The following is a 25203-nucleotide window of genomic DNA, read 5'->3' as shown; positions in this document are numbered from 1 at the left end:
ACCTTACAAAGAGAGAATAGCGATGCTGCGTTTAACGCGCAGAAACAGCTCTATTCCGAATATAAGGCATCCTACGATGCGTTGGCATCCTCGGTCAGCGGCGATCGCCGTCATGTTTGGCTTGGTCATTTCATGGTCTGTCATTCGACAAATCACCCGACCCATCATCACCAACCTGAAGCTGGCAGAGCGGATCATGCCGTACTTTCCTGATCACAAACACAGCCCTGATGACAAAAACAGTCGGTGACATGGTCGTTGACCAATCCACCCGCCTGCATGAAGGCATAGCAGATGGTTGAGCCGATAAATTTGAAGCCGCGCTTCTTCAGGGCTTTTGACATGGCATCCGAAACGTCCGTTTTGGCGGGGACTTCTGCGAGTGACGCGGGGTGGTTGAGACGCGGCTGGTGCTCGACAAAAGACCAAATGAAGTGCGAAAAGCTTTCCCCCTGACTTTCCATTGCCACCCACGCTTTTGCATTGGTGATAATCGCCTCGATTTTTCCACGGTGGCGGATAATGCCGCTGTCCTGCACCAGCCGATCTACGTCCTCTTGCGTCATCTGCGCCACTCGCTCAGGGTTAAACTGGTGGAAGCAACGGCGATAGTGTTCGCGTTTTTTCAGCACGGTGATCCAGGAAAGACCCGCCTGCTGGCCCTCCAGGCACAGTAACTCAAACAGCTTCTGGCTGTCGGTGCAGGGCTTTCCCCACTCGTTATCGTGGTAATCCTGATATAAGGTGTCTTGTGTAACCCAGCCGCAGCGCTGCATGCCTTTCTCCCGATGATGGTGATGCCGTTGATTGTAAGGCGGTCTATCGCAATGTGGTGCGATGATGGCATTTATAATGCTGTATAAGCAACCAGTGTTTTGCGGGCGTGCTCGCAGATATGAAAGGTCGTTTACGGATGGAGCGGAAAGTCGTCGTGGAATCGTGAATAATGTTTTGCCAACAGCTCAGGATTATTCATTTCATTAGCTCAGGGCTATTTATTCGCTCAGGGCTGTTTATTAGTTCAACGCTGTTTAATCGATCATAAAAAAGCATAGACAGAGACAGGGGTACAGGGAATGGCAGTGGAGTGGATTGCAGCCTATCTGGCATTAGGCGCAGTGGTAGGTTTTATGGCGGGTTTATTGGGGATTGGCGGCGGTGGAATCATGGTGCCGGTGCTGACGGCGCTGTTTGCCGCACAGGGTGTGGAGAATACACATCTGGTGCATCTGGCGTTGGGAACGTCAATGGCGGCCATCGTCGTCACCGCGATTTCTAGCCTGCGTACGCATCATCAACATCAGGCGGTGCTGTGGCCTGTGGTGATGCGGATTACGCCCGCTATCCTGATTGGGACATTCGCGGCCACCTGGCTGGCGACGCTGTTGCCGACGCGGGCGCTGGCGATCTTTTTCTCCTGTTTTATGGCCTACGTTTCGCTGCAAATGGTGCTGAATATCAAGCCAAAACCGCAGCGCCAGTTGCCCGGAACAGCTGGCGTTTCGCTGGCGGGGTTGGTGATTGGCAGCATTTCGGCGCTGGTGGCGATCGGCGGCGGGTCGCTCACGGTGCCGTTCCTGACGTGGTGCAACGTCCGTATTCAGCAGGCGATTGGTACATCCGCGGCGGTTGGGCTACCGATCGCTCTGTCTGGTGCGCTGGGCTACCTGATCAACGGCTGGTCGACGACCGGGTTACCTGACTACAGCATCGGCTATGTTTCTCTGCCCGCCGTGCTCCTGATTTCCGCCGTCAGCTTTTTCACCGCACCTGTCGGTGCCCGTCTGGCGCATCGTCTGCCTGTGGCAACGCTGAAAAAGGCCTTTGCGGCATTGTTACTGCTGCTAAGCCTGAAGATGTTGCAGACCGTTTTTTCAGGCTGATCCTGAAATTTGAAAGATGATGACGGGGATTTGCACTTGTTACCGCATTCTGGCTGTATATCTTGCGGTCAGAGGGTATACTGGCGCATTCCTTATAAATCCACTTGTATCGTGCGCGAATCCAACATGCAAAAGTTTGATACCAAGACCTTCCAGGGCCTGATCCTGACATTACAGGATTATTGGGCGCGTCAGGGCTGCACCATTGTTCAACCATTGGACATGGAAGTCGGCGCAGGCACTTCACATCCTATGACTTGCCTGCGGGCACTGGGGCCGGAGCCCATGGCCTCTGCTTATGTGCAGCCTTCTCGCCGTCCGACCGATGGACGCTATGGCGAAAACCCGAACCGCTTACAGCACTATTACCAGTTTCAGGTCGTCATTAAGCCATCACCGGACAACATTCAGGAGCTGTATCTGGGTTCTCTGAAAGAGCTGGGTATGGATCCGACCATTCACGATATCCGCTTCGTGGAAGACAACTGGGAAAACCCGACGCTGGGTGCCTGGGGTCTGGGCTGGGAAGTCTGGCTGAACGGTATGGAAGTCACGCAGTTTACCTACTTCCAGCAGGTTGGCGGTTTGGAATGTAAACCAGTGACGGGTGAGATCACCTACGGTCTGGAACGTCTGGCGATGTACATTCAGGGCGTTGATAGCGTTTACGATCTGGTCTGGAGCGATGGCCCGTTAGGTAAAACGACCTACGGTGACGTGTTCCATCAAAACGAAGTCGAGCAGTCGACCTACAACTTTGAACACGCTGATGTTGATTTCCTGTTCAGCTGTTTCGAGCAATACGAAAAAGAAGCACAGCACCTGCTGGCGCTGGAAAAACCGCTGCCTTTACCGGCTTACGAACGCATTCTGAAAGCGGCGCACAGCTTTAACCTGCTGGACGCGCGTAAAGCGATCTCGGTTACCGAGCGCCAGCGCTACATTCTGCGTATTCGTACCCTGACCAAAGCGGTTGCGGAAGCCTACTATGCCTCTCGTGAGGCGCTGGGTTTCCCGATGTGCAATAAGAAAGAGAGCTAAGAGGCAGCCATGACTGACAAGACTTTTCTGGTGGAAATTGGCACGGAAGAGCTGCCGCCGAAGGCTCTCCGTAATCTGGCAGAATCCTTTGCCGCTAATTTCACGGCGGAGCTGGATGCCGCCAATCTGGCGCATGGTGAGGTGAGCTGGTTTGCTGCGCCGCGCCGTCTGGCGCTGAAAGTGGCACGCTTAAGCGCTTCTCAGCCCGATCGTGAAGTAGAAAAACGCGGCCCGGCGATTGCCCAGGCGTTTGATGCTGAAGGTAAACCAACCAAAGCGGCAGAAGGCTGGGCGCGTGGCTGTGGCATCACCGTTGAGCAGGCTGAGCGTTTGACGACCGACAAAGGTGAGTGGCTGCTGTATCGTGCCCATGCGAAAGGCGAACAGGCGCAGGCGCTGCTGGCTGGCATGGTAAGCACGGCATTGTCGAAGCTGCCGATTCCAAAGTTGATGCGCTGGAGCGACAAAGAAACACAGTTTGTGCGTCCGGTACACACCGTAACCATGCTGCTGGGTGAAGAACTGATCCCCGGTCAGGTATTGGGTATTGACTCTGCTCGTACCCTTCGCGGCCACCGTTTTATGGGTGAAGCGGAATTTACGATCGATACTGCCGAGCAGTATCCGCAGATTCTGCTGGAGCGCGGTAAAGTCGTCGCCGACTACGATGCGCGTAAAGCAAAAATCAAAGCTGATGCCGAAGAAGCCGCACGCAAGATTGGTGGTAATGCCGATCTGAGCGACAGCCTGCTGGAAGAAGTCACCTCGCTGGTGGAATGGCCAGTGGTACTGACCGCGAAATTTGAAGAAAAATTCCTCGCTGTGCCGTCCGAAGCGCTGGTTTACACCATGAAAGGTGACCAGAAGTATTTCCCGGTTTACGACAACAGCGGCAATCTGCTGCCGAACTTCATCTTTGTTGCCAATATTGAATCCAAAGATCCACAGCAGATTATTTCCGGTAACGAAAAAGTGGTGCGTCCGCGTCTGGCTGATGCCGAGTTCTTCTTCAATACCGACCGTAAGAAGCGTCTGGAAGATCACCTGCCGCGTCTGGAAACCGTTTTGTTCCAGCAGCAGTTGGGTACGCTGCGCGACAAAACCGACCGCATTCAGGCACTGGCAGGCTGGGTGGCTGGTCAGATTGGTGCTGATGTGAATCACGCGACGCGTGCGGGTTTGCTGTCCAAGTGTGACCTGATGACTAACATGGTGTTTGAATTCACCGACACGCAGGGCGTGATGGGGATGCACTATGCGCGTCATGATGGCGAAGCGGAAGATGTTGCCGTTGCGCTGAACGAGCAGTACCAGCCGCGCTTTGCAGGTGATGAACTGCCGTCTTCCTCAGTGGCCTGTGCGCTGGCGATTGCCGATAAGATGGATACGCTGGCAGGGATTTTTGGCATTGGCCAACACCCGAAAGGCGACAAAGACCCGTTTGCACTGCGTCGTGCCGCCCTTGGTGTGCTACGCATCATCGTCGAAAAGCGTCTGCCGCTGGATTTGCAGACGCTGGCCGAAGAAGCGGTGCGTTTGTATGGTACCAAGCTGACTAACGCCAACGTTGTCGATGATGTGATTGAGTTTATGCTCGGCCGTTTCCGCGCCTGGTATCAGGAAGAAGGCCACAGCGTGGATACCATTCAGGCGGTATTGGCGCGTCGTCCAACTCGCCCGGCAGATTTCGATGCCCGCGTGAAAGCCGTCAGCCACTTCCGTTCGCTGGATGCCGCCGCGGCGTTGGCAGCGGCTAACAAGCGCGTTTCCAACATTCTGGCGAAGTCTACCGATACGCTGAATGAGAGCGTCAACGCTGCCGTATTGAAAGACGCGGCGGAAATTACGCTGGCAACGCACCTTGTTGTGCTGCGCGACAAGCTGACGCCGCTGTTTGCTGAAGGTTGCTATCAAGAAGCGCTGGTTGAGCTGGCTTCGCTGCGTGAACCTGTCGATGCATTCTTCGATCAGGTAATGGTAATGGCGGAAGATGAGCAGGTGCGTGTGAACCGCCTGACGCTGCTGAGCCAACTGCGTGAGCTGTTCTTGCAGGTTGCGGATATTTCTGTGCTGCAATAACGACGATAGCGTTACGTAATCTTTCCCCGGGTTGCAAGCGGGCTCGGGGAAAGATCGTTTAGCTTGCAGCGAAGGCCATTTCACCTTTTATTTGAATGAATGATGTTAGTTGGGGACTATTTTTCATATGGCCGTGATTGTCTTGATTTGAATGACATTCAATGCAAAGTGCTTGTAAATTGTTTTTGTTATTATTATTTTTTTGTCCATCGCGGTGGTGGACATGTAAAAATTTATTTAAATCTTTACGTTCAAGAATTATTTTGCAAATTGCACATTGCCAATTAACTGACTCTCGATATTGTTTTGATATTATCTGGAAATCTTTGGAGTAATCATTAATCGGAGCAGTAACGTCATTATGCTCGACATTGTACGTCGTTGCTGAATTTGGATAAACGCTAAAAAACTCTCTTAGATCAAAAGTAGAAAAAATATTTTCTCTATCCTGATATTTTCTAGAGTAGTTTTTCCAATTTAATGTTTCGAGACAAAATTTACATACATCTAAACTTTCCTCTCTAGTGATCCACTCTGTTTTTTCAGTATTCTGTGATTTTATTGTAAAAATACCGTCACTGCGGGTGGCTGCAACGTATCTTCCACTTTTATTATTTTCCCACATTCTTTGTAATGTTTTACAGTTTGCCAAGTGATATTTTGGCAAACTCATACTCCCACCATAAGATGCAACATCTCTTATATGAAGAATAACGCGTTTATCTTTATAATTAATCGTGTTGTCACTATTAATTTCTATTTCTAATATATCAATGTCTTTTCCTGTTGTTGAAAGTATTTTATCAAGAACAAGTGCGTCCATTTTTATATTAGCAATTGGTGGGATAATCTCCGCTTTCATTTCCTTGCGTAGCTTATTGAAAATTGGCGATTCAAGAAAATCGGGAAGTTGAGAGACGAGAAACGAATCCATTATATTTTACTCCCTTTTTCTACAATATTGGCTACCTGGCGTTCAACATTCGTCCTGACACGAAATTCTACTCGTTGAGAACGCGCACTATCTTCAACCTGCTCTGGGGATGTGATCGTTTTCCCTTCTTTATCAATGGGCTTTGCTGAAGAAAACCCAATGGCGCGAACGTGATTTTTAAACCAACTTAAGGTACTTTTAGAGTCTGAAACAGCGGGCATATTCATAATATATGACAGAGTTGTCCGAGTTCTTGACTGAGACAGTTCCATGTTATGAAAATAAGCATCATTTTCACTTACACCAGTTCGCCACATCGTTGATGTATGTCCCTCAATGCGTATTTCCTCAATATTATTGATATATTTTTATCAGTCATAATACTAAGGTAGCGAGGAATAAATTCATCTAAGATACTTTTAAATTCCGGCTTTAGCTCAGAGGAACTGGTCGTAAATAAAATATTTGGCTCTTGGAATCGCACTGTTAGATCTTCGTCGATTGTTGCGTGCCAGCGTTTTAGATCGTCCTGGAATTCGTGCTGTAAGGCTTGACCAAGCCCCTGTAAGGTATTTCTATATACAGATGGGATCTTAACCATCTCCTGTACTTTTATCATATAGACAACAGAAATAAGTAAAAAGATCATCATTAGAGAGGTCATTAAATCACTCAGACTGATCCAAAAATCCTCTTTATCTGCTTTTTGGCGAGTCAGTAATGGATTATTCATCTTCTATCCCCTATCCCCTTAAATTCTCTGATAGGCGTACGACGTCTCTTAGCTTTTCTGTTAGCGGATCGTAATCCTGTACAAATTTAGAAGACAGTGCCCCTAATTGTTGGCCGAGACTATCGAGAGATTTCTTCAACGCAGCCGCTAGAGCTGCATCTAATGTTTGAACCTGTTGCTCTGTTTTTTTATTCAGCTCGACAATATTATTCGTTACATCTTCATTGTGTCGCTGTATGTATTTAGTGAGATCTTGAGAAAGGCGTGTTATCTGCTCTTGTAGCTCTGTGCCTGTTTGTTGCACAGATTTTTGCATTTCCTGATTTTGGTTTCTTATAGCATCAAACATTGTTTTTGAACTATCTATCATCTGGTTGCTAAAATCGGCTGTCGATGATTCCAATGTTTGCGTTACAGTATAAACACTATTTTCAATGGCTGTGGCGGAGGCTGTAGCCCCGTTCCTCACATCCTCTATAATAGCCATGATTCCTTTTTCTATTTCGGGGATGCCTGTTTTTGATGATTCAATTAATTCAGCAAGTTGTTTCAGATTTTCTTCTATGCCTTTTTCTAAACTAGAGGCCGTACCAATCGTTTGATGAATGTCTTTTGCAACTTGAGTAAATGATTCCGATTGTGTCATTATTTCAGAAAAGGATTGGGTCGCTTGTTGCATATTTTCTGTTGTTTGAGTTTGTTGCTCAATCATCTCTCGTATTTGTAGGCTGTATTGCTGCTGCCACTCATTTATTTTACCGACAGCTTCATTTAACTGTTTGAAATTGTCGCCAAATTGTTCACCAATTTTTTCATTAAAATCATGAATAACTTCTTTTAATGCTTCAATTAATGCTTTTGAGTTGTTTTCAGTTTGATTTCTCGAGAATTCAATGAATGCATTATGGATATTGGTTAGCTTATCGTTTTGATCTCCACGCATTAATTTTAACTGTGTCAGCAAAGATGCGTCTTCATTTCCTGCGATAGCATAATGCAATCGTCCAATTGATTCTGTAGAAAGCTGCAGGTGTTGAACAATATCGTCAATTGTGGAGTCTGTTGGTGTTGGTTGGTTGTTTTTTGTTCTTACACCACGGAAAGCATAGCGCCATTTTATAATTAATGCGCAAGCGACACCCACAACAGAGGCCCAAAATGCGGTTTTTATGCCATTAATCAACTTAGGTAGGCTATTTTCTACATCATTCATATCGAATGATGCCAAGCCTAACGCAATGCCCAGAAAGGTTGCCAATATCCCTATAGTAATGAGGATTCCTGGTGATTCATGAGCTTTCTTCTCGGTAAAATTCTGATTGCTATAGATGAAGTAGGCAAGGATCACAGCAATAAAAAGCCATGTTTCAAGTGGTAATATATTAAGCATAGAGTAGTCAAATCGTCCGTTTGTTAAAAATAAGATAAAAATGAAGCTATAGTGCTAAAGGAGGCACTTTTTAGTTAAGGCAGTAAATTGCATTTTAATTAGCTTGATAATTATTAAATTATGTAATCATTTTTTCATACTATCGAGTAACCTCATCTTTTAGGTGTTCGTTATTATTAGGATGAAAAATGCGATATGAAACGCAATTTTAATAATATGTTTATGATTAAACAATAACCATATTGGTTTTTATTTCTTTTGAACGTCAGATCTGACCTTTCCTGCACAGCCAGCCTGATTCGACTATGCTTATGTCGTAGAAAATCTTGTCATGGAAAATCCGTCGTCAGCGTGTTTGGGTTTGAAAAAAGCACGGCTGGCGGGGCAGTAAGCATAACAGGAGTAGGGAATGAGAAGGCTGATGATGTACCGTTCACGCTGGCTGCTGCCGGTTCTGGTTATTCTGGCGGCATTGCAGCTGGCTGCCTGTGGTGACAGCGAGGCGGAGCAGCGGAAGGCATTCATTGCGTTCCTGCAAAGCGCGCAGTCGCAGCAGGGTGGGAAGCTGCCGACATTGACGGAAGAGCAAAAGAAGAATTTTGGCAATTTTGCCAACGATTACGCGATCTTAACCACCTTTTCTCAGCAGTTTAATCAGGCGATATCCGGCAGTTTGACGCCGATGCTGGGGCAAATTTCCCGTATCCGCGTCCCTAAAGACTATCTGACACAGCGCGATGGCCTTCGGCAATCTATCGGGGCAATGAACCTGCTGAGCCAGCATGTGCAGGCGGCGAAAGTACAGGCGGACAATGCCCACCGGATGCTAAAACAGCCTGAAGAGGTACAGATACCCTATGAGCGGCTGTATGCACGCACGGTAATACAGCCAACTAACGCGCTGTTACCCGCTATTCCAAATGCGATTGCTTTTGCACAGAGTCTGACTCAGATCGGCGATTTCCTTCAGGCTCAGGGCGATCAGGCCGTGTTCAATGGTGCGTCTGTGCAATTCCGTACGCCACAACAGGTGGCGCAATATAACGGCATGGTGGCGGCGTTACCCATGCAACAGCAGAATTTAATGAATGCGCTCAGAGGGGTAAATGGCGTGAATTCTCCCTAGCCGCGTCGTTTTCTCATGTTTTAGCGATGCGCTATTACGGATAGGGATTCTGGATAACAGGGCGATGAGAGGCGAGGGGGGTAAAAATAAATTGTGAGTGACATCACATAAATAAAACAAATACAGGTCTTTAAAGTGTGACTTATATCACATATAAAGGGCCGTGTTGGTCTGGGAATTGGTTTAGTTTTTCATTTTTAACGTTTTTTTGTGAAGTAAATCACCTATTTGTATCGTTGATGTAGGGTGGTTGTGTGATTTTTGTCACGTTACTGCCGTGGAGTTGCGGTATGAAAACAGCGTGTTAGAGTCCGCGCTGCATACAGTAATACTGACGGAAGCAATCGGTGTTTTGATAACCGATAGGCCTATAAGAGCCGGGGTTTTGGTCACTGCTGATATCTCGGTAAAAATAAGGCTGTCGGTCGTTGTTGCTAACCATCGCTGCAACTAACACATATTGCCACGCCGTCTCACGATAATTACCACGCGCTCTTATTGTCAGCGCGTTTCAATAGGGGTGTGTTTTTATGCTTTCACCAGATATTAAGATCAAAGTGCAAAACTTTGGTCGCTTCCTCAGCAATATGGTCATGCCCAATATTGGCGCCTTTATCGCCTGGGGTATTATTACCGCTCTGTTTATTCCTACCGGCTGGATTCCCAATGAAACATTGGCGAAGCTCGTCGGCCCGATGATTACGTATTTGCTGCCATTGCTGATTGGTTATACCGGCGGACGTCTGGTATTCGGTGAGCGTGGTGGCGTGGTGGGGGCAATTACGACGATGGGTGTGATCGTCGGGACCGATATCCCGATGTTCCTCGGCGCCATGATCGTCGGCCCATTGGGCGGCTGGGCGATCAAACGTTTTGACCGTATGGTCGACGGTAAAATCAAGAGCGGCTTTGAAATGCTGGTCAACAATTTCTCTGCCGGTATTATCGGTATGTTGTTGGCAATTCTGGCATTTTTTGCGATTGGTCCGCTGGTTGAAGTCTTCTCTCGGGTACTGGCTTCCGGCGTTAACCTGATGGTCCAGAACAACCTGCTGCCGTTTACGTCCATCTTCGTTGAACCGGCGAAAATTCTGTTCCTGAACAACGCGATCAACCACGGTATTTTCTCACCGCTTGGCATTCAGCAGGCAACGGAAACCGGCAAGTCTATTTTCTTCCTGATCGAAGCAAACCCAGGCCCAGGTATGGGCGTGTTGATGGCTTATATGTTCTTCGGTCGTGGTAATGCGAAAGAGTCTGCGCCAGGTGCGGCGATTATCCACTTCCTGGGCGGGATTCATGAAATTTACTTCCCGTATGTGCTGATGAATCCGCGTCTGATTATTGCGGTGATTCTGGGCGGGATGACTGGCGTATTTACGCTGAGCGTGCTGGGCGGCGGTTTGGTTTCTCCAGCGTCTCCAGGCTCCATTCTGGCGGTGTTGGCGATGACGCCAAAAGGCGCTTACTTCGCTAACCTCGCAGCCATTGCAGCGGCCTTTGCGGTGTCCTTCATCGTGTCGGCGATTCTGCTGAAAAGCACCAAGCAAAAAGAAGAAGACCTGAGCGATGCAACGCGCCGCGTACAGGAAATGAAAGCCTCTTCTAAAGGCACGGCAGCTAACGTTGGTGTCAGCGGCGATATGAGCACCGTGCGTAAAATCATCGTAGCCTGCGACGCCGGTATGGGTTCCAGCGCGATGGGTGCTGGCGTGCTGCGCAAGAAAGTGCAGGACGCTGGGCTGACCAACATTTCGGTGACTAACAGCGCGATCAATAGCCTGCCGGACGATGTCGATCTGGTGATTACACACCGTGACCTGACCGAGCGCGCGATGCGTCATGCACCGCAGGCACAGCACATTTCGCTGACCAACTTCCTTGATAGCGGTCTGTATAGCGATCTGGCGGCTCGTCTGGTGGCTGCGCAGGGTGCCGTGCAGCCTGAAACCGTGGCGACGCCTGCCCCTGCGACTGCCGATGCGCAGACGAACCTGTTCCAATTGGGCGCTGGCAATGTGTTCCTGAATCAGCATGCGACAGACAAAGAGCAGGCAATCCGTTTCGCTGGTGAGCAACTGGTGAAAGGCGGCTATGTCGAGCCTGAGTATGTTGAAGCGATGCTGGAGCGCGAAAAACTGACCTCTACCTATCTGGGCGAGTCGATCGCCGTGCCGCACGGTACGATTGAAGCGAAAGATCGCGTGCTGAAAACGGGCGTTGTCTTCTGCCAATACCCTGAAGGGGTGCGCTTTGGCGATGAAGAAGATGAGGTTGCGCGTCTGGTTATCGGTATCGCTGCCCGTAACAACGAACATATCCAGGTCATCACCAGCCTGACCAATGCACTGGACGATGACGCCGTCATTGAGCGTCTGGCGCACACGCAGGATGTTCAGGAAGTACTCGACTTACTCTCCGGTAAAAAGAGTGCCTAATTGATGTGGCTAGTGCCGCCTTCGGGCGGCCTCTTTTTATGTTTTTTTAAGGTTATGTCTCATGAAAGCATTACATTTTGGCGCGGGTAATATTGGCCGTGGGTTTATTGGGAAATTGTTGGCGGATGCCAACGTCGAACTGACATTTGCTGACGTCAATCAGCCGCTGCTGGATGCCTTGAACAGCCGTAAAAGCTATACGGTACAGATTGTTGGGGATAACACACGTCTTGATACCGTGAGCAACGTTAGCGCCGTTCACAGCGGTAGTCAGGATGCCGTCGCGCTGATTGCCGTGGCCGATTTGGTAACGACCGCGGTGGGGCCGCAGATTCTGGAAAAAATCGCCGGAACTATCGCTCAGGGGCTGGTTAAGCGTCATAACGACGGCAATTCCCGGCCGTTGAACATTATTGCCTGTGAAAATATGGTGCGCGGCACCAGCCAGTTAAAACAGCATGTGTTGAAACTGCTGCCCGAAGGCCATCAGGAATGGGTTGTCGAGCATGTGGGATTTGTCGATTCTGCCGTGGATCGCATCGTTCCCCCTTCCGAAGCGGGCAGTGATGATGTGCTGGCGGTGACGGTAGAAACCTTCAGTGAATGGATTGTCGATAAAACCCAGTTCTGCGGTGAGCCGCCAGCGATTCCCGGTATGGAATTGACTGACAACCTGATGGCGTTTGTCGAGCGTAAGCTCTTCACACTGAACACGGGTCATGCGATTACGGCCTACCTCGGCCAGCAGGCGCGTCATCAAACGATTCGCGACGCGATTCTTGACCCGAAAGTCAGAGCCGTAGTCAAAGGCGCAATGGAAGAGAGTGGCGCGGTGCTCATCAAGCGCTATGGTTTTGATGTGGATAAGCATGCCGCCTATATCAATAAAATTCTCAGCCGCTTTGAAAACCCCCATCTGCATGATGATGTGGAGCGTGTTGGCCGCCAGCCGCTGCGTAAACTGAGCGCTGGCGACCGTCTGATCAAGCCGCTGCTGGGAACGCTGGAGTACCATTTGCCGCATGACAATCTGATTACCGGTATTGCCGCCGCGATGCATTATCGCAGTGAACAGGATCCGCAGGCGCTGGAACTGGCTGAGTTGCTCCGTGCACATGGGCCGCAGGCGGCGCTGGCACAGATTTCTGGTCTGGATGCTGACAGCGAGGTTGTCGCGCAAGCAGTGAATGTGTATAACGCCATGCAGTAATCGGCGCGTCTCGTCACCAGGCTGGTGTGGTCTTTTCGACACAATGTCATGTATATGGGCGACGTCGGGAATGGGAGGTCGCCACACCTGCCGGTGTAAGCATGCTGCCGAGATGGGGTATGCGGTGTGCGGGGTTAAAGAGTCGAGAAGTGACGATGGAAGAAACACAGGCGTTTGAAAACCGGGTTCTGGAAGCGCTGAACTCAGGGAAGACCGTGCGCGATTTTATGCTTTGTGCCGTTGAATTGCTGGCTGAAGCGGTCAGCATCCTGATGTTGCAGGTGTTCCGTAAAGACGACTATGCGGTGAAATACGCCGTTGAACCCTTGATGACGGGAACGGGCCCGTTGGGCGACCTTTCCGTGCGCCTGAAGCTGATTTATGGTCTGGGAATGATCAGCCGTAAAGAGTACGAAGATGCGGAACTGTTAATGGCGCTGGGTGAAGAACTGTCGCATGACGATGGGCATTACCGTTTTACCGACGATGAAATTCTGGGACCTATCGGCGAGCTGCATTGCGTTACGGCGCTGCCCGCAGAACCCGCTTTGCCGCCGGGAGCCGACGCTGCCGACCCGCTTCTGGTGAACATGCAGCAGCAGCGCTATCAGCAAATGGTGCGTTCCACGCTGGTGTTATCCCTGACCACTCTGATTGCGCAAATCAGCCTGAAAAAGGCGTTTTAACGCGATTCTACAGTATCACGTCACTGCGTCAGCCAAGAGTATAGTGTATGCTGTGCTCCGCATTATTCTCCCGTTATACAGGTTATCTTTTATGAAAGAGCAGGAAAAAGCAGAGATTAAACGCCTTAGCGACCAATTGGATAAGCTGACGCGTAAGCAAGCCACGCTGCTGGCACAAGGTGATGCTGAAGCTATCGCCCTCAATATGGAAGTGCGTGAGAAGCTGACGGCCGAAATTGAGCGCCTGCGTAACGTGAGAGAACAGAAACTCAGTAAAGAAGCGCAGAAGCTGGCGAATCTGCCTTTCAGCCGTGCTATTACGAAAAAAGAGCAGGCTGATATGGGGACGTTGAAGAAAAGCGTTCGCGGTTTGGTAGTGGTACATCCGATGACTGCACTGGGGCGCGAGATGGGCTTAACAGAGATGACGGGCTACGCGCCGAAACCGTTCTGAGGTTTGTTTCTCTGCGCCGACAGACGCTGATGATGTACGTGTTGGCGTGATGGATTTGTTGATGAAGCCCCTGTTTAACAGGGGCTTTGTTGTTTCTGGTACGTGGCTGTTGCGATATTAGCGCGGTGCGTGCAGACGATGCGTTGGGTTGGTAAATGCGATACTGGCAGGCGTCTCATCGTGCTGTGTATTGGCCAGACGGAAGACGGAAACCGCCTGCTTCAGCAGTCGTGCCTGTTCTTCCAGCGAGTCGGCGGCTGCAGAGGATTGTTCAACCAGCGCGGCGTTCTGCTGCGTGGTGCTGTCCATCTCAACAATCGCCTGGCTAACCTGGCTGATGCCCCGGCTTTGCTCATCCGATGCAGTGGCAATTTCACCCATGATGTCATGCACCTGCGTGATCGAGGTGACGATATCATTCATCGTTTTGCCTGCACTGCCGACCAGCGTCGCACCGTGTGATACCTGATTAACCGATTCAGAGATCAGGCCTTCGATTTCCTTCGCGGCCTGAGAGCTGCGCTGTGCCAGATTGCGGACTTCGCTGGCGACCACGGCAAAGCCACGGCCTTGTTCACCAGCGCGAGCGGCTTCCACCGCGGCGTTCAATGCCAGAATGTTGGTCTGGAAGGCGATGCTGTTAATGACGGACGTGATTTCCGCGATACGTTTAGAGCTGTTTTCAATCGCGGTCATGGTTTGCACCACGTTATTCACCTGCTCGCCACCCTGTTTGGCCGTTTGGGAAGCACTGATTGCCAGTTTGTTGGCGTGGTGCGCGTTATCCGCGTTTTGCTTAACTGTCGCGGTGAGCTGTTCCATGCTGGCGGCGGTTTGCTCAACGGCGGCGGCCTGTTGCTCGGTACGTGATGACAGATCCGTATTGCCCGCGACTATCTCGCTGGAGGCGTTAGAAATCTGGCTGACGCCGACGCGAATGTTATCGATCATATTGTGCAGGTTGTCATTCATTTTCGACATTGCACTCATCAACTGACCCAGCTCATCCTTACGGGTTGTGTTAATGGACATGGTGAGATCGCCTGTCGCGATTTTTTCAGCCATGTTCAAGGTGTTGCCCAGCGGTGTGGTGATCTGGCGTGAAATGAACCATGAAATCAGCAGGCCAAGCAGCAGCGTAATCAATGCCGCAATGCTCATTTGCAGCGTGGCGCTATGAATATCTGCCTGTGAGGCTGCCAGTTGATCGCTAAGCAGGGATTTAACCACGCTGTTCAATTGGTCGGCGACAGCCTGCATTTGTGCTGCTTGTGCCATCTCTTCCTGATAGGCTGGCATGTAGGCCAGAACCTGCTCTTCATAGTTGTTCATGATTGTGAGAACGGGTGCCAGCGTTTCACGCTGTTCGGTAGATAGGCTCTGATACAGGAAGGTCAGTGACGTTTGTGCCGCATCAATGGCATCCGTCAGCTTTTCTTCGGATTCTTTATTGGGAGAAAGTAATAAACCACGGACGTGGTAGCGGACGGCAATCAGTTTTTGGTTCAGGTCAGAAAGTAATAATTGAAGCGTTGTGCTGTTGTCTGTCTTTAATTGCTCGTTGAGCTGTTGTAGCGGTTTTTCCGTTGTTGAAAGATTCCAGCTTTTTCTAACGGCATCCTTTTTGCTCACGGCATTAATATAATTATTTTGTTTTTCCTGATAGCTGGTAATTAATGTGGGGATGTTGGCTATTTTCTTGGCGTCATTTTCCGGCCAGTTAAATTCTTTTGCCTTTTCAGCGAGTTTACTGACATTGGCAATGTGTTCAACGTTCCTTTTTATATCATCAGGATTATAAGTGGTGCCGTATAGTGCACGGTAATATTTAGCTTGGTTAATTTCATCATTAATATTGTTGCTTAAATTAACTTTATCGATACTGTCTTTCAGCGAGCTAATATGCATAATGCCCGCGCCGGCAATTACCATGGTCATCAGCAGAATCAGGAAAAAGCCTAATCCTAATTTTTTACCGACTTTTAGATTGTCAAAATTCATAGCCATCACATCCCACCACTATATCGTATTGAGTCAAATTCATTATCCCGATGCACACTTGATTAGCGGTGCTAGCATCTCGGATTACCGCTTGCCAAGCCTATTTTTGCAAAACTACATGGTAAAAACCCGCAGTAGATATCGGCATGTTACTCTGAAACTTTACGAGCCAGCCAGCGGCGGCCTGTCGGAGAGAAACGTAAAGATGAACCGGATACCAGCGTACAGGTGGCTTGAAATATAGCGGGGACAATAAAAAACTGGAATAACAGACTGTTATTCCAGTTTATATTCAAACGCAGAAGAAACCTGATGGTATCAGGCGTTTTTCGCGCCAGCAAAACGTGCGGCGGCTTCGTCCCAGTTCACCACGTTCCAGAAGGCTTTAGCGTAATCTGGGCGACGGTTCTGGAATTTCAGGTAGTAAGCGTGTTCCCAGACGTCCAGGCCGATGATTGGGTAGCCAGAGGCGCCAGAAACGGCTTCGCCCATCAGTGGGCTGTCCTGATTTGCAGTAGACACGACAGCCAGCTTGCCGTCGTCTTTCAGAACCAGCCAGGCCCAGCCAGAGCCAAAGCGGGTTGCTGCGGCTTGCTCAAATTTCTCTTTAAACGCATCAACGCTGCCGAAATCGCGTTCGATGGCTGCTTTCAGGTCGCCAGTCAGCGTCGTGCCAACTTTCAGGCCTTTCCAGAACAGGCTGTGGTTGGCGTGGCCGCCAGCGTTGTTACGCAGTGCTGCTTTTTTCTCAGCAGGAACTTTATCCAGTTGAGCGATCAGCTCTTCAGCAGACAATTTAGCCAGCTCAGGCAGAGATTCCAGCGCGGCGTTAGCATTATTGACGTAAGCCTGATGGTGTTTGGAATGGTGAATTTCCATCGTTTCTTTGTCGAAATGCGGTTCCAGTGCATCATAAGCATATGGCAGCGATGGCAGTGAATAACTCATGTTTAGCATCTCCATGGTAAAAAAAATGTTACAGCACTGTACTGTTAGTGCCGCGTAAGCAATACGTTCATTATAGTTAATTAAATGATATTGAAAATGATTATTCTCGCTCTGATATCATGAGCCATATTGCTTTACCTCATGATAACAAACGGTTATGTCATTATCGCACTATGTAGAAACAAATTAATCTATACCCGTCATACTTCAGGCTGCGCTGGTGGTGTTGTTTACTCGCTCAGACGCTGTGGATGTGTGTAGATGGTCGCCTGTCCCGGTCGACAAAAACCGACCAGCGTCAGGTTGCAGCGCTCTGCGACCTCAACAGCCAGAGAGGTTGCCGCTGAGGCAGCAAACAGAATTTCCACGCCGCACATGGCAGATTTCTGAACCATTTCATAGCTGGCACGACTGGAAACCAGTGCTGCGCCTTGCTGCCACCCTTGTTTCGCTCGGGTACCCAGCAGTTTATCCAGCGCGACATGTCGGCCGACATCTTCGCTCCCCCCGGATAGCGTACCGTCTGGTGCAACCCAACCCGCGGCATGCGTACAACCCGTTACCTGACCGATCTGCTGCACGTCCCGTAGTCGCGCCAGTGCGCTATCGAGCCTGCTGAGGGAAAATGTCTGCGTAAAGGGTAAAGGGGCGATGGGTTTGCCGATTTCCGCGAGCTGCTCTACGCCGCATACGCCGCAGCCGGTGCGGCCATCCATCGCCCGGCGTCGCTCTTTTAGTCCGGCAAAGCGTCGGCTGGAAAGCTCAATCTGTACTTCGATGCCGTTACAGGCGGCCTGAACATCCATCCCGTAGATATCCGCCGGTGATTCAATAATGCCTTCAGATAAGGAAAATCCGAGGGCGAACTGTTCCAATTCTTTCGGCGAAGCCATCATGACGACATGTGATATGCCGTTGTAGACCAGCGCAACGGGCACTTCTTCCGCCAGCCAGTCAGACTGCGGTTGATGCAGCGAATCGGGATGATAGACCGAATGTTGCGTTGCGCCTTCAAGGGCGGCATCCGCGCGTAAATGAACCCCTTCCACCTGAAATACCTGCATGTTAGTAACCCTGGAAATTAAAAGTATTATTTCACCGCGCCTGAAGGGATGCGACTTTTTCTCGCAAGAAACTGTGCGTCAACTCGAAGAGTTGCCTTCTTCTCTGGCCGAATCCTGTCGCTAATTCCATACCCCGTATAGGCTTAATTTAACTGCTTACTGTTTGCCTCTTTTTTCACCGCGGCATGGCCGCTTACCCGGAACTGAAAAGGAGACTGAAATGGCGCATGATAATTTTGAAGGCCGACGCGCATCTGACGAAGTCGGTTCTCTCAACCTGAAAAAACGCTATGACAATTTTATCGGCGGAGCCTGGGTTCCCCCTGATGCGGGTCAGTATTTTGTCAATTTGACGCCAGTAACGGGCCAGCCGATGTGTGAAGTGGCCAGTTCATCAACGCGAGATATTGACCACGCGCTGGATGCCGCCCACAAGGCAAAAGCGGAATGGGGCGGCATGTCGGTGCAGGAGCGGGCGCTGGTGCTTAACCGCATTGCCGACCGAATGGAACAAAATCTTGAGCTGCTCGCGCAGGTGGAAACCTGGGATAACGGTAAACCGATACGCGAAACCAGCGGGGCGGACGTGCCGCTGGCGATTGACCATTTTCGCTATTTCGCGGCCTGTATCCGTGCGCAGGAAGGGGCGATCAGTGAAATTGACGGCGATACCGTGGCCTACCATTTTCATGAACCTCTCGGCGTTGTCGGACAAATCATTCCCTGGAATTTCCCGCTGCTGATGGCCTGTTGGAAAATGGCGCCAGCGCTGGCCGCCGGTAACTGTATTGTGTTGAAACCCGCCAAACTGACGCCGATGTCGGTGCTGATTTTGATGGAGTTGATTCAGGATCTGCTGCCTGCGGGGGTCATTAATGTCGTCAACGGGTCGGGAAGTGAAATTGGCGAATACCTGGCAACGTCGAAACGCGTTGCTAAAGTCGCCTTCACCGGCTCGACCGAGGTGGGTCAGCAGATCATGAGCTATGCGGCGCAGAATGTGACGCCAGTCACGCTGGAGCTGGGCGGCAAATCGCCGAACATTTTCTTTGCCGATGTGATGGATAAAGAAGACAGCTTTTTTGACAAAGTGCTCGAAGGCTTCACCTTGTTTGCTTTCAATCAGGGAGAGGTCTGCACCTGTCCGAGTCGTGCGCTGGTACAGGAATCTATCTACGATCGTTTTATGGAACGGGCAATCAAGCGCGTTGAGGCTATCCGCATCGGCAACCCACTGGACAGCAAAACCATGATGGGCGCACAGGTGTCCGCAGGTCAGCTTGATACCATCCTGAACTATATTGATATCGGTAAGAAAGAGGGAGCACGGGTGCTCACGGGCGGCCAGCGTAAGGTGATGCCGGGCGTACTGGCGGAAGGCTACTATCTGGAGCCGACGATATTTTTCGGTAAAAACAGTATGCGCGTCTTTCAGGAAGAAATTTTCGGGCCGGTGCTGGCGGTCACGACATTCAAAACCATGGATGACGCATTGGAGATCGCCAACGATACGGAATACGGGCTGGGGGCTGGCGTGTGGAGCCGTAACGGTAACATCGCTTACCGGATGGGGCGCGGTATTCAGGCCGGACGCGTCTGGACCAACTGCTATCACGCCTATCCGGCGCATGCGGCGTTCGGCGGTTACAAGCAGTCCGGTATCGGGCGTGAAAACCATAAAATGATGCTGGAACACTACCAGCAAACCAAGTGCCTGTTGGTGAGTTACTCTGATAAGCCGATGGGACTGTTCTGATTCACTCACGCCATGCCGTGCCTGCCTTTTCTGGCGAGTATGCATGGCGTAACCCAATGTTTTCCCGTATTAATCTGTCTTTATCACTCAGATTTTCCCGATTGTTGAGTACAGACTTTTGATTGTGGGTTGTTGATCGTTGATTGTGCCAGCGCTCAACAACGGCTACGCTGTTTTGAATAGCGCTTTGCTTTCAAGAGGTTGTGCATGACGGATAAGATCGGCTGGATTGATAACCTGCGGGCGCTGGCCTGCATGATGGTCGTTCTGATTCATAGCACAACCTACTATATTACTGCAGGCGGCACGCCGGGCGATGGGCACTGGGATGTGGCGAATATTCTGAACTCCGCTTCGCGCGTCTGTGTTCCGCTGTTTTTCATGATCTCGGGTTACTTATTCTTTGGCGAGCGCAGCGCGGGGGAAAAACATTTCCTGCGTATCGGTTTATGCCTGCTTTTTTATAGTACGGTCGCGCTGATTTATATTGCGACGCTCACGCCGATTAATGGCCTGAACTCATTGCACCATGCGCTGCAAAAACCGGTCTTTTATCACTTATGGTTTTTCTACGCCATTATCGTGATTTATCTGCTTTCCCCACTTATTACCATCAAGCCGGTATCGGGAAAATATTTAGCCGTCTTGATTATCCTGCTGGCTGTGGTCGCCAATCCCAATACAGGGCGGGTGGAATTTGCAGGGTTTAAATTACTGCCCGTGAATCTCTATATTTACGGCGATACGTTTTACTACGTGCTGTATGCCGCGCTGGGGCGTGCATTGGGTATGTTGGAAGTTCCAAAGAAAATCGCGCTAGCCGCTATCCCGTTCTTTATCGCGTGTGTCGCGCTAGTCGCGATGGGGACTAAGCACCACACATTACTGAACGATACATTTACCCAGACATTTTACATCTACTGTGGCCCGCTGGTGTTTCTGGCGGCGGTCAGCCTTGTGGTGGTGTTTAAACACTACTGTAGCCAGCGGATTTTGCCGGGATTTGCCATCATTTCGCGCCATTCGCTGGCGATTTACGGTTTCCACGCGTTGATCATTCACTATCTGCGTACGCATGACGTGGTACTGCCATCCCTCCCGGTTCTCGATATTTTGTATGTTTTCGCCATCGCGCTAGGAGCCAGCCTGCTGCTCTCGATGGCGCTACAGAAAATCGATGTGCGGCGCTGGGTGAGTTGACCTTTGTCTGGTTTACCGGACGTATGACATCACCGCAGAAGCGTCGTATCGTGGGTGTTGTTAGGTCGTTATTGAGGTTATTCATCACTCGGGAAGGCGCGGCGGGACGCGCCTTATATTAGGCAGATGAGCGGTTACGCCGGCACGCGCCAGTAATCGTAATCGATGTGCTCAACCTGGAAGTTGGCGTTTTCTTTGTCACCCGTCAGGCGGTTGGCGAGGGTAAAGGCAAAATCGAATGTCACGCCTAACCCTTTGCCGCTGATTAGATTGCCGTCTTCCACGACTTTCTCGTCAACATAAACGCCATCGGTCACATCCTGCCATAACTTGCCGGAGCAAACGTAGCGACGGCCTTTCAGCATGTTGTTACCACCCAGTACGCGTGCAGCCGCAGAGCACAGTGGGCAAATCAGTTTTCCCGCCTCGTCATGGCGACGGATAAACTCGACAACCATTGGGTTGGCAGCCAGGTTTACCGTACCCTGTGGGCCACCAGGAATGACCACGGCATCAAACAGCGTGTCCTGGTTTCTTTCCAGCAGAGCATCGGCAAACATGCGAATATTGTGATAACTGCGCAGTTCCAGTCTGTCATAGCATGACAGCATGGTGACTTCTATCTTCATGCGGTGCAGTACATCAATCACCATGATCGCTTCCGCTTCTTCAAACCCTGGGGCCAGCAGAACGGCGACTTTCTTAGACATAGCATCTCCAGCAATATGCAAGGGAAGGTGTTAACCGCAGGAGGATAGCAAAGAAATATCGATAAAATGAAACGATGTTTTATTAATGTCGGGTGGGTCGCGTAAACGATTTTTGCTGCTTAGCCTGAAGAGAAGATAGCGCTATACTTGCTAACTTGGTCGTGAATCGGCCGCGAATTTTTTTACGCGAAAGCATGACTCTTCTCTTCCTGTCCCGCCAAAAAGATGTTTAAATTATCACTCACTTATTTTGCATAAATATTCATTTGTGAGCGTGTCTATTTTGATTATCGGCCAGCCCGTCTGATGTAGGATGTGCGCAGGGCTCGAACGCTCATGAATGCATGGCGTAACATAATGGTGTGGCGGCTAAGCTGATACCCTAGGGGTATATCACCATAGATCTTTCGAGCAGGGATTACATATATGACAACGATTCTCAAGCATCTTCCGGTTGGTCAGCGTATTGGTATTGCGTTCTCGGGTGGTCTGGATACCAGCGCCGCGCTGCTTTGGATGCGTCAAAAGGGCGCGGTTCCTTATGCGTATACCGCAAATCTGGGGCAGCCAGATGAGGATGACTACGATGAAATCCCTCGTCGGGCTATGGAATATGGCGCGGAAAATGCTCGCCTTATCGATTGCCGTAAGCAGCTGGTTGCTGAAGGTATCGCTGCGATTCAGTGTGGCGCATTCCACAACACGACAGCGGGCGTGACCTATTTCAACACCACGCCGCTGGGTCGCGCAGTGACCGGGACGATGCTGGTTGCGGCGATGAAAGAAGATGGCGTGAACATCTGGGGTGACGGCAGCACCTATAAAGGCAACGATATTGAGCGTTTCTATCGCTACGGCCTGCTGACCAACGCTGAACTGAAGATTTATAAGCCATGGCTGGATACCGATTTTATTGATGAACTGGGCGGTCGTCAGGAGATGTCCGAGTTCATGGCGCAGGCAGGGTTCGGCTATAAAATGTCGGCCGAGAAAGCCTATTCCACCGATTCCAATATTCTGGGTGCGACGCACGAAGCGAAGGATCTGGAATTCCTGAATTCCAGCGTCAAAATCGTTAACCCGATTATGGGCGTGAAATTCTGGGACGAGAACGTCAAGATTCCGGCAGAAGAAGTGACCATCCGTTTTGAACGTGGCCATCCGGTTGCGCTGAACGGCAAGACCTTTGCCGATGATGTTGAACTGATGCTGGAAGCGAACCGTATCGGCGGACGTCATGGTCTGGGGATGAGCGATCAGATCGAAAACCGTATCATTGAAGCGAAAAGCCGTGGCATCTATGAAGCGCCGGGAATGGCACTGCTGCACATTGCCTACGAGCGTCTGGTTACCGGTATCCACAACGAAGACACTATCGAGCAATACCACGCCAATGGTCGTCAGCTGGGTCGTTTCCTGTATCAGGGACGCTGGTTCGATTCTCAGGCACTGATGCTGCGTGATGCTTCTCAGCGTTGGATCGCTAGCGCTATTACTGGCGAAGTGACGCTGGAGCTGCGTCGCGGCAATGATTACTCCATCATGAATACCGTGTCTGACAATCTGACCTATAAACCAGAGCGTCTGACTATGGAGAAAGGCGACTCGGTCTTCTCGCCAGATGATCGTATCGGCCAGCTGACCATGCGCAATCTGGATATCACGGACACGCGTGAAAAACTGTTTAACTATGTTGAAACAGGCTTGCTCTCTTCCTCTGCCAGCACGGGTCTGCCGCAGGTAGGCCAATTGCAGGATAAAACAGAGAAATAACGCAGAGATTAAGTAAGATAAAAATCCGGAATCGTCTTGCGTTTCCGGATTTTTTTTATCTGTTTATCATAGGTTTATGTTTGGCCTTCTCGCGGTGTTTTTTCGTATATGAACTCTTGCTTACAGTGCAGGTTGCATCTGTACAACTATCGTGGAAAGGGACAGAATACAATGACAATAAGCCGAGAATTTTAAAAGGCGAAAGAACGTATTGGATGGTGTATCTGTTTTTGTGATGTCTAGCTGCAAATTTTTAATGGAGGAAAAATGTTAGAAATATTCGATGTAAGTTACGCACTATTGTCGGAAAAAAAATCGGAAGAATTGTTTACTCTCAGAAAAGAAACTTTCAAGGATCGGCTTAATTGGGCGGTAAAATGTATTAATGGGATGGAGTTCGATCAATACGATGACGATAACGCGACCTATCTTTTCGGCGTAGAGGATAATCAGGTTATTTGCAGCTCCCGGTTAATCGAAACAAAATATCCGAATATGATTACCGGCACATTTTTTTCCTATTTTGATAAAGTAGATATACCCGAAGGGAATTATATTGAGTCGAGCCGATTTTTTGTAGATAAGGCTCGTTCGAAAACTATTTTAGGTAATACTTATCCCGTTAGTACGATGTTCTTTTTGGCAACAGTGAATTACTCAAGAAGTAAAGGGTATGATGGCGTTTACACAATCGTCAGCCATCCTATGCTCACAATATTAAAGCGATCTGGCTGGAAAATTTCTGTTGTTGAACAAGGGTTGTCAGAAAAGCAGGAAAGGGTTTATTTACTGTTTTTACCTGTCGACAAAGAAAGTCAGGATGTGTTAGTTCGTCGTATAAATAACAATCAAGAATTCGTTGAAAGTAAGCTACGAGAGTGGCCACTGTCTTTCGAGCCTATGACTGAATCGGTCGGATAAGCTGTAGTTCGATGCCAAGTCTGATTGCATGTTTGGCATTTAATACACCGAGTTTTTTTACAACATTGCCGATGTGGAATTTAACGGTGCCTGTTTTAATGCCTAATATCAGCGCGATTTCCTGATAGGTTTTTCCCATACTGGCCCAGTAGAGAATTTCATTTTCTCGTTGAGAAAAAATATCTTTATCATTTGACCTTTCATCCTCTTTGTTTCTAATCATCTCTCTGTAAAGAGAGATGGTTTCTGCATGGATATTCATCAACGTCATTTGTAACTTATCTTTATTACTCTCAATAACCTCATCAATGTTACTTACATTAGATTCGTCAATCATGATAGATAACATAACCAGATTGTTACTATGGTCATGAAGAACAAATGTATAGCCGTTAGTGATGTTATGCTCTCTGGACAAGTTGAATATCTTTGACATCTTCAACTGTGTGCTGACAAGTAAATCTTCATCCCAAGGGAAAGGTGTGATTTTATTAAGAGCAGCAATGACTACAGGATCAATGTGTTGATAGTTATTGGCTCGGTATATCTCTCTCCACTCATCGTGGTGATTTGAAATGATAAGAATTTCTGTAGGTTTTTTCTTATTTAATACCATATAAGAATATTTGATGTCGCCATAGTGACTTAATGCGGTATCGAATTGATTTTTTATTACCTTGCTTATAGTTTCGTTATTGGAGAATAATTGCGACATCTCATGACCTCAGTCTGAAAACTCAACATCCTGTAATAGAAAAAGTATATACCTATACCTATAGGTATATCTATAGGAACTATACCGATAGTTATACCTATACCTTAGTATAGCTTTTCTTTGCGGTTTAAAAACATACAA

General features: G+C 49.2%; 22 protein-coding genes. 12 read left to right on the top strand and 10 right to left on the bottom strand.

Annotated features, from left to right (window positions below):
• Positions 1–194: 194 nt before the first annotated feature.
• Positions 195–776, bottom strand: a complete 582-nt coding sequence (locus tag NAL19_RS20910; protein ID WP_263058346.1) for a DNA-3-methyladenine glycosylase I — start codon at positions 774–776, stop codon at positions 195–197.
• A gap of 300 nt (positions 777–1076) precedes the next feature.
• Here NAL19_RS20910 and NAL19_RS20905 point away from each other — a divergent pair, with 300 nt between their 5' ends.
• The 3 genes from NAL19_RS20905 (at position 1077) to glyS (ending at position 5003) form a co-directional block, all read left to right on the top strand.
• A complete protein-coding gene (locus NAL19_RS20905) occupies positions 1077–1883 on the top strand; it encodes a sulfite exporter TauE/SafE family protein (RefSeq protein ID WP_263058345.1) in 807 nt (268 codons plus the stop codon).
• Between the two features lie 126 nt (positions 1884–2009).
• Positions 2010–2924, top strand: coding sequence for a glycine--tRNA ligase subunit alpha (gene glyQ / locus NAL19_RS20900; protein ID WP_263058344.1), 915 nt, complete (start codon positions 2010–2012; stop codon positions 2922–2924).
• Between the two features lie 9 nt (positions 2925–2933).
• On the top strand, positions 2934–5003 hold the full coding sequence (gene glyS / locus NAL19_RS20895) for a glycine--tRNA ligase subunit beta (protein ID WP_263058343.1): 2070 nt from the start codon (positions 2934–2936) through the stop codon (positions 5001–5003).
• A 58-nt stretch (positions 5004–5061) separates the two neighbouring features.
• On the opposite strand, the gene NAL19_RS20890 is transcribed toward glyS, so the two are convergent.
• From NAL19_RS20890 to NAL19_RS20875, 4 genes are all read right to left on the bottom strand, one after another.
• Positions 5062–5937 (bottom strand): hypothetical protein, encoded by an 876-nt coding sequence (locus NAL19_RS20890; RefSeq protein WP_205947280.1) that lies wholly within the window; start codon positions 5935–5937, stop codon positions 5062–5064.
• Positions 5937–6164, bottom strand: a complete 228-nt coding sequence (locus NAL19_RS20885; protein WP_263058342.1) for a hypothetical protein — start codon at positions 6162–6164, stop codon at positions 5937–5939. The genes NAL19_RS20890 and NAL19_RS20885 overlap by 1 nt, the downstream gene beginning before the upstream one ends.
• A gap of 71 nt (positions 6165–6235) precedes the next feature.
• On the bottom strand, positions 6236–6670 hold the full coding sequence (locus NAL19_RS20880) for a hypothetical protein (protein ID WP_263058341.1): 435 nt from the start codon (positions 6668–6670) through the stop codon (positions 6236–6238).
• A gap of 10 nt (positions 6671–6680) precedes the next feature.
• Positions 6681–8060: a hypothetical protein gene (locus tag NAL19_RS20875; RefSeq protein WP_225086260.1), complete on the bottom strand. Its 1380-nt coding sequence runs from the start codon at positions 8058–8060 to the stop codon at positions 6681–6683.
• A gap of 409 nt (positions 8061–8469) precedes the next feature.
• Here NAL19_RS20875 and NAL19_RS20870 point away from each other — a divergent pair, with 409 nt between their 5' ends.
• From NAL19_RS20870 to NAL19_RS20850, 5 genes are all read left to right on the top strand, one after another.
• Positions 8470–9186, top strand: coding sequence for a DUF3053 domain-containing protein (locus NAL19_RS20870; RefSeq protein WP_225086258.1), 717 nt, complete (start codon positions 8470–8472; stop codon positions 9184–9186).
• A gap of 530 nt (positions 9187–9716) precedes the next feature.
• A complete protein-coding gene (locus NAL19_RS20865; RefSeq protein ID WP_263058340.1) occupies positions 9717–11624 on the top strand; it encodes a PTS mannitol transporter subunit IICBA in 1908 nt (635 codons plus the stop codon).
• Between the two features lie 61 nt (positions 11625–11685).
• Positions 11686–12834, top strand: coding sequence for a mannitol-1-phosphate 5-dehydrogenase (locus NAL19_RS20860; protein WP_263058339.1), 1149 nt, complete (start codon positions 11686–11688; stop codon positions 12832–12834).
• A gap of 119 nt (positions 12835–12953) precedes the next feature.
• On the top strand, positions 12954–13520 hold the full coding sequence (locus NAL19_RS20855) for an MltR family transcriptional regulator (protein WP_317630329.1): 567 nt from the start codon (positions 12954–12956) through the stop codon (positions 13518–13520).
• Positions 13521–13611: 91 nt separating this feature from the next.
• Positions 13612–13974 (top strand): YibL family ribosome-associated protein, encoded by a 363-nt coding sequence (locus NAL19_RS20850; RefSeq protein ID WP_263058337.1) that lies wholly within the window; start codon positions 13612–13614, stop codon positions 13972–13974.
• Positions 13975–14091: 117 nt separating this feature from the next.
• Here the strand turns inward: NAL19_RS20850 and NAL19_RS20845 are convergent, their stop codons facing one another.
• From NAL19_RS20845 to fdhD, 3 genes are all read right to left on the bottom strand, one after another.
• Positions 14092–15981 carry a methyl-accepting chemotaxis protein gene (locus tag NAL19_RS20845; protein WP_263058336.1) on the bottom strand — a complete coding sequence of 630 codons (1890 nt, stop codon included), beginning with the start codon at positions 15979–15981 and terminating at the stop codon, positions 14092–14094.
• Positions 15982–16293: 312 nt separating this feature from the next.
• Positions 16294–16923, bottom strand: coding sequence for a superoxide dismutase [Mn] (sodA, locus tag NAL19_RS20840; protein ID WP_263058335.1), 630 nt, complete (start codon positions 16921–16923; stop codon positions 16294–16296).
• Positions 16924–17153: 230 nt separating this feature from the next.
• Entirely contained in the window at positions 17154–17987 is an 834-nt protein-coding gene (gene fdhD / locus NAL19_RS20835; RefSeq protein WP_263058334.1) for a formate dehydrogenase accessory sulfurtransferase FdhD, read from the bottom strand.
• Positions 17988–18207: 220 nt separating this feature from the next.
• Between fdhD and NAL19_RS20830 the strand changes: the two genes are divergently transcribed.
• Positions 18208–19743, top strand: coding sequence for an aldehyde dehydrogenase family protein (locus NAL19_RS20830; RefSeq protein WP_263058333.1), 1536 nt, complete (start codon positions 18208–18210; stop codon positions 19741–19743).
• Positions 19744–19950: 207 nt separating this feature from the next.
• Positions 19951–20943, top strand: coding sequence for an acyltransferase (locus tag NAL19_RS20825; RefSeq protein WP_263058332.1), 993 nt, complete (start codon positions 19951–19953; stop codon positions 20941–20943).
• A 134-nt stretch (positions 20944–21077) separates the two neighbouring features.
• Here the strand turns inward: NAL19_RS20825 and NAL19_RS20820 are convergent, their stop codons facing one another.
• Entirely contained in the window at positions 21078–21653 is a 576-nt protein-coding gene (locus NAL19_RS20820) for a DJ-1/PfpI family protein (RefSeq protein ID WP_263058331.1), read from the bottom strand.
• Between the two features lie 426 nt (positions 21654–22079).
• Here NAL19_RS20820 and argG point away from each other — a divergent pair, with 426 nt between their 5' ends.
• Together argG and NAL19_RS20810 are read left to right on the top strand one after the other, a co-directional pair.
• Positions 22080–23426, top strand: a complete 1347-nt coding sequence (gene argG / locus NAL19_RS20815; RefSeq protein ID WP_263058330.1) for an argininosuccinate synthase — start codon at positions 22080–22082, stop codon at positions 23424–23426.
• A gap of 267 nt (positions 23427–23693) precedes the next feature.
• Complete coding sequence (locus tag NAL19_RS20810) at positions 23694–24347, top strand: acyl-homoserine-lactone synthase (protein WP_263058329.1); 654 nt, start codon at positions 23694–23696, stop codon at positions 24345–24347.
• Here the strand turns inward: NAL19_RS20810 and NAL19_RS20805 are convergent.
• The gene (locus NAL19_RS20805) at positions 24325–25062 is read right to left on the bottom strand and encodes a LuxR family transcriptional regulator (protein ID WP_040032264.1); all 738 of its coding nucleotides are present in this window, start codon (positions 25060–25062) and stop codon (positions 24325–24327) included. The genes NAL19_RS20810 and NAL19_RS20805 overlap by 23 nt on opposite strands.
• Between the last annotated feature and the right edge of the window lie 141 nt (positions 25063–25203).

The organism is Pectobacterium sp. F1-1 (assembly GCF_025643735.1).
GTDB lineage: Bacteria > Pseudomonadota > Gammaproteobacteria > Enterobacterales > Enterobacteriaceae > Pectobacterium > Pectobacterium colocasium.
Note: the sequence above shows the minus strand (reverse complement) of the source record. Positions and strands in the feature narration are given on the sequence as shown.

Excerpts from the sequence above, each read along its gene's own strand:
- NAL19_RS20870 (WP_225086258.1), top strand. The coding sequence starts at position 8,470 with ATGAGAAGGCTGATGATGTACCGTTCACGCTGGCTGCTGCCGGTTCTG.
- NAL19_RS20810 (WP_263058329.1), top strand. The coding sequence starts at position 23,694 with ATGTTAGAAATATTCGATGTAAGTTACGCACTATTGTCGGAAAAAAAA.
- sodA (WP_263058335.1), bottom strand. The coding sequence starts at position 16,923 with ATGAGTTATTCACTGCCATCGCTGCCATATGCTTATGATGCACTGGAA.
- NAL19_RS20845 (WP_263058336.1), bottom strand. The coding sequence starts at position 15,981 with ATGGCTATGAATTTTGACAATCTAAAAGTCGGTAAAAAATTAGGATTA.
- NAL19_RS20905 (WP_263058345.1), top strand. The coding sequence starts at position 1,077 with ATGGCAGTGGAGTGGATTGCAGCCTATCTGGCATTAGGCGCAGTGGTA.
- NAL19_RS20865 (WP_263058340.1), top strand. The coding sequence starts at position 9,717 with ATGCTTTCACCAGATATTAAGATCAAAGTGCAAAACTTTGGTCGCTTC.
- NAL19_RS20875 (WP_225086260.1), bottom strand. The coding sequence starts at position 8,060 with ATGCTTAATATATTACCACTTGAAACATGGCTTTTTATTGCTGTGATC.
- NAL19_RS20825 (WP_263058332.1), top strand. The coding sequence starts at position 19,951 with ATGACGGATAAGATCGGCTGGATTGATAACCTGCGGGCGCTGGCCTGC.
- NAL19_RS20855 (WP_317630329.1), top strand. The coding sequence starts at position 12,954 with ATGCGGTGTGCGGGGTTAAAGAGTCGAGAAGTGACGATGGAAGAAACA.
- glyQ (WP_263058344.1), top strand. The coding sequence starts at position 2,010 with ATGCAAAAGTTTGATACCAAGACCTTCCAGGGCCTGATCCTGACATTA.
- glyS (WP_263058343.1), top strand. The coding sequence starts at position 2,934 with ATGACTGACAAGACTTTTCTGGTGGAAATTGGCACGGAAGAGCTGCCG.
- NAL19_RS20890 (WP_205947280.1), bottom strand. The coding sequence starts at position 5,937 with ATGGATTCGTTTCTCGTCTCTCAACTTCCCGATTTTCTTGAATCGCCA.
- NAL19_RS20820 (WP_263058331.1), bottom strand. The coding sequence starts at position 21,653 with ATGTCTAAGAAAGTCGCCGTTCTGCTGGCCCCAGGGTTTGAAGAAGCG.
- NAL19_RS20850 (WP_263058337.1), top strand. The coding sequence starts at position 13,612 with ATGAAAGAGCAGGAAAAAGCAGAGATTAAACGCCTTAGCGACCAATTG.
- NAL19_RS20910 (WP_263058346.1), bottom strand. The coding sequence starts at position 776 with ATGCAGCGCTGCGGCTGGGTTACACAAGACACCTTATATCAGGATTAC.
- NAL19_RS20880 (WP_263058341.1), bottom strand. The coding sequence starts at position 6,670 with ATGAATAATCCATTACTGACTCGCCAAAAAGCAGATAAAGAGGATTTT.
- NAL19_RS20860 (WP_263058339.1), top strand. The coding sequence starts at position 11,686 with ATGAAAGCATTACATTTTGGCGCGGGTAATATTGGCCGTGGGTTTATT.
- NAL19_RS20885 (WP_263058342.1), bottom strand. The coding sequence starts at position 6,164 with ATGAATATGCCCGCTGTTTCAGACTCTAAAAGTACCTTAAGTTGGTTT.
- fdhD (WP_263058334.1), bottom strand. The coding sequence starts at position 17,987 with ATGCAGGTATTTCAGGTGGAAGGGGTTCATTTACGCGCGGATGCCGCC.
- argG (WP_263058330.1), top strand. The coding sequence starts at position 22,080 with ATGACAACGATTCTCAAGCATCTTCCGGTTGGTCAGCGTATTGGTATT.
- NAL19_RS20805 (WP_040032264.1), bottom strand. The coding sequence starts at position 25,062 with ATGTCGCAATTATTCTCCAATAACGAAACTATAAGCAAGGTAATAAAA.
- NAL19_RS20830 (WP_263058333.1), top strand. The coding sequence starts at position 18,208 with ATGGCGCATGATAATTTTGAAGGCCGACGCGCATCTGACGAAGTCGGT.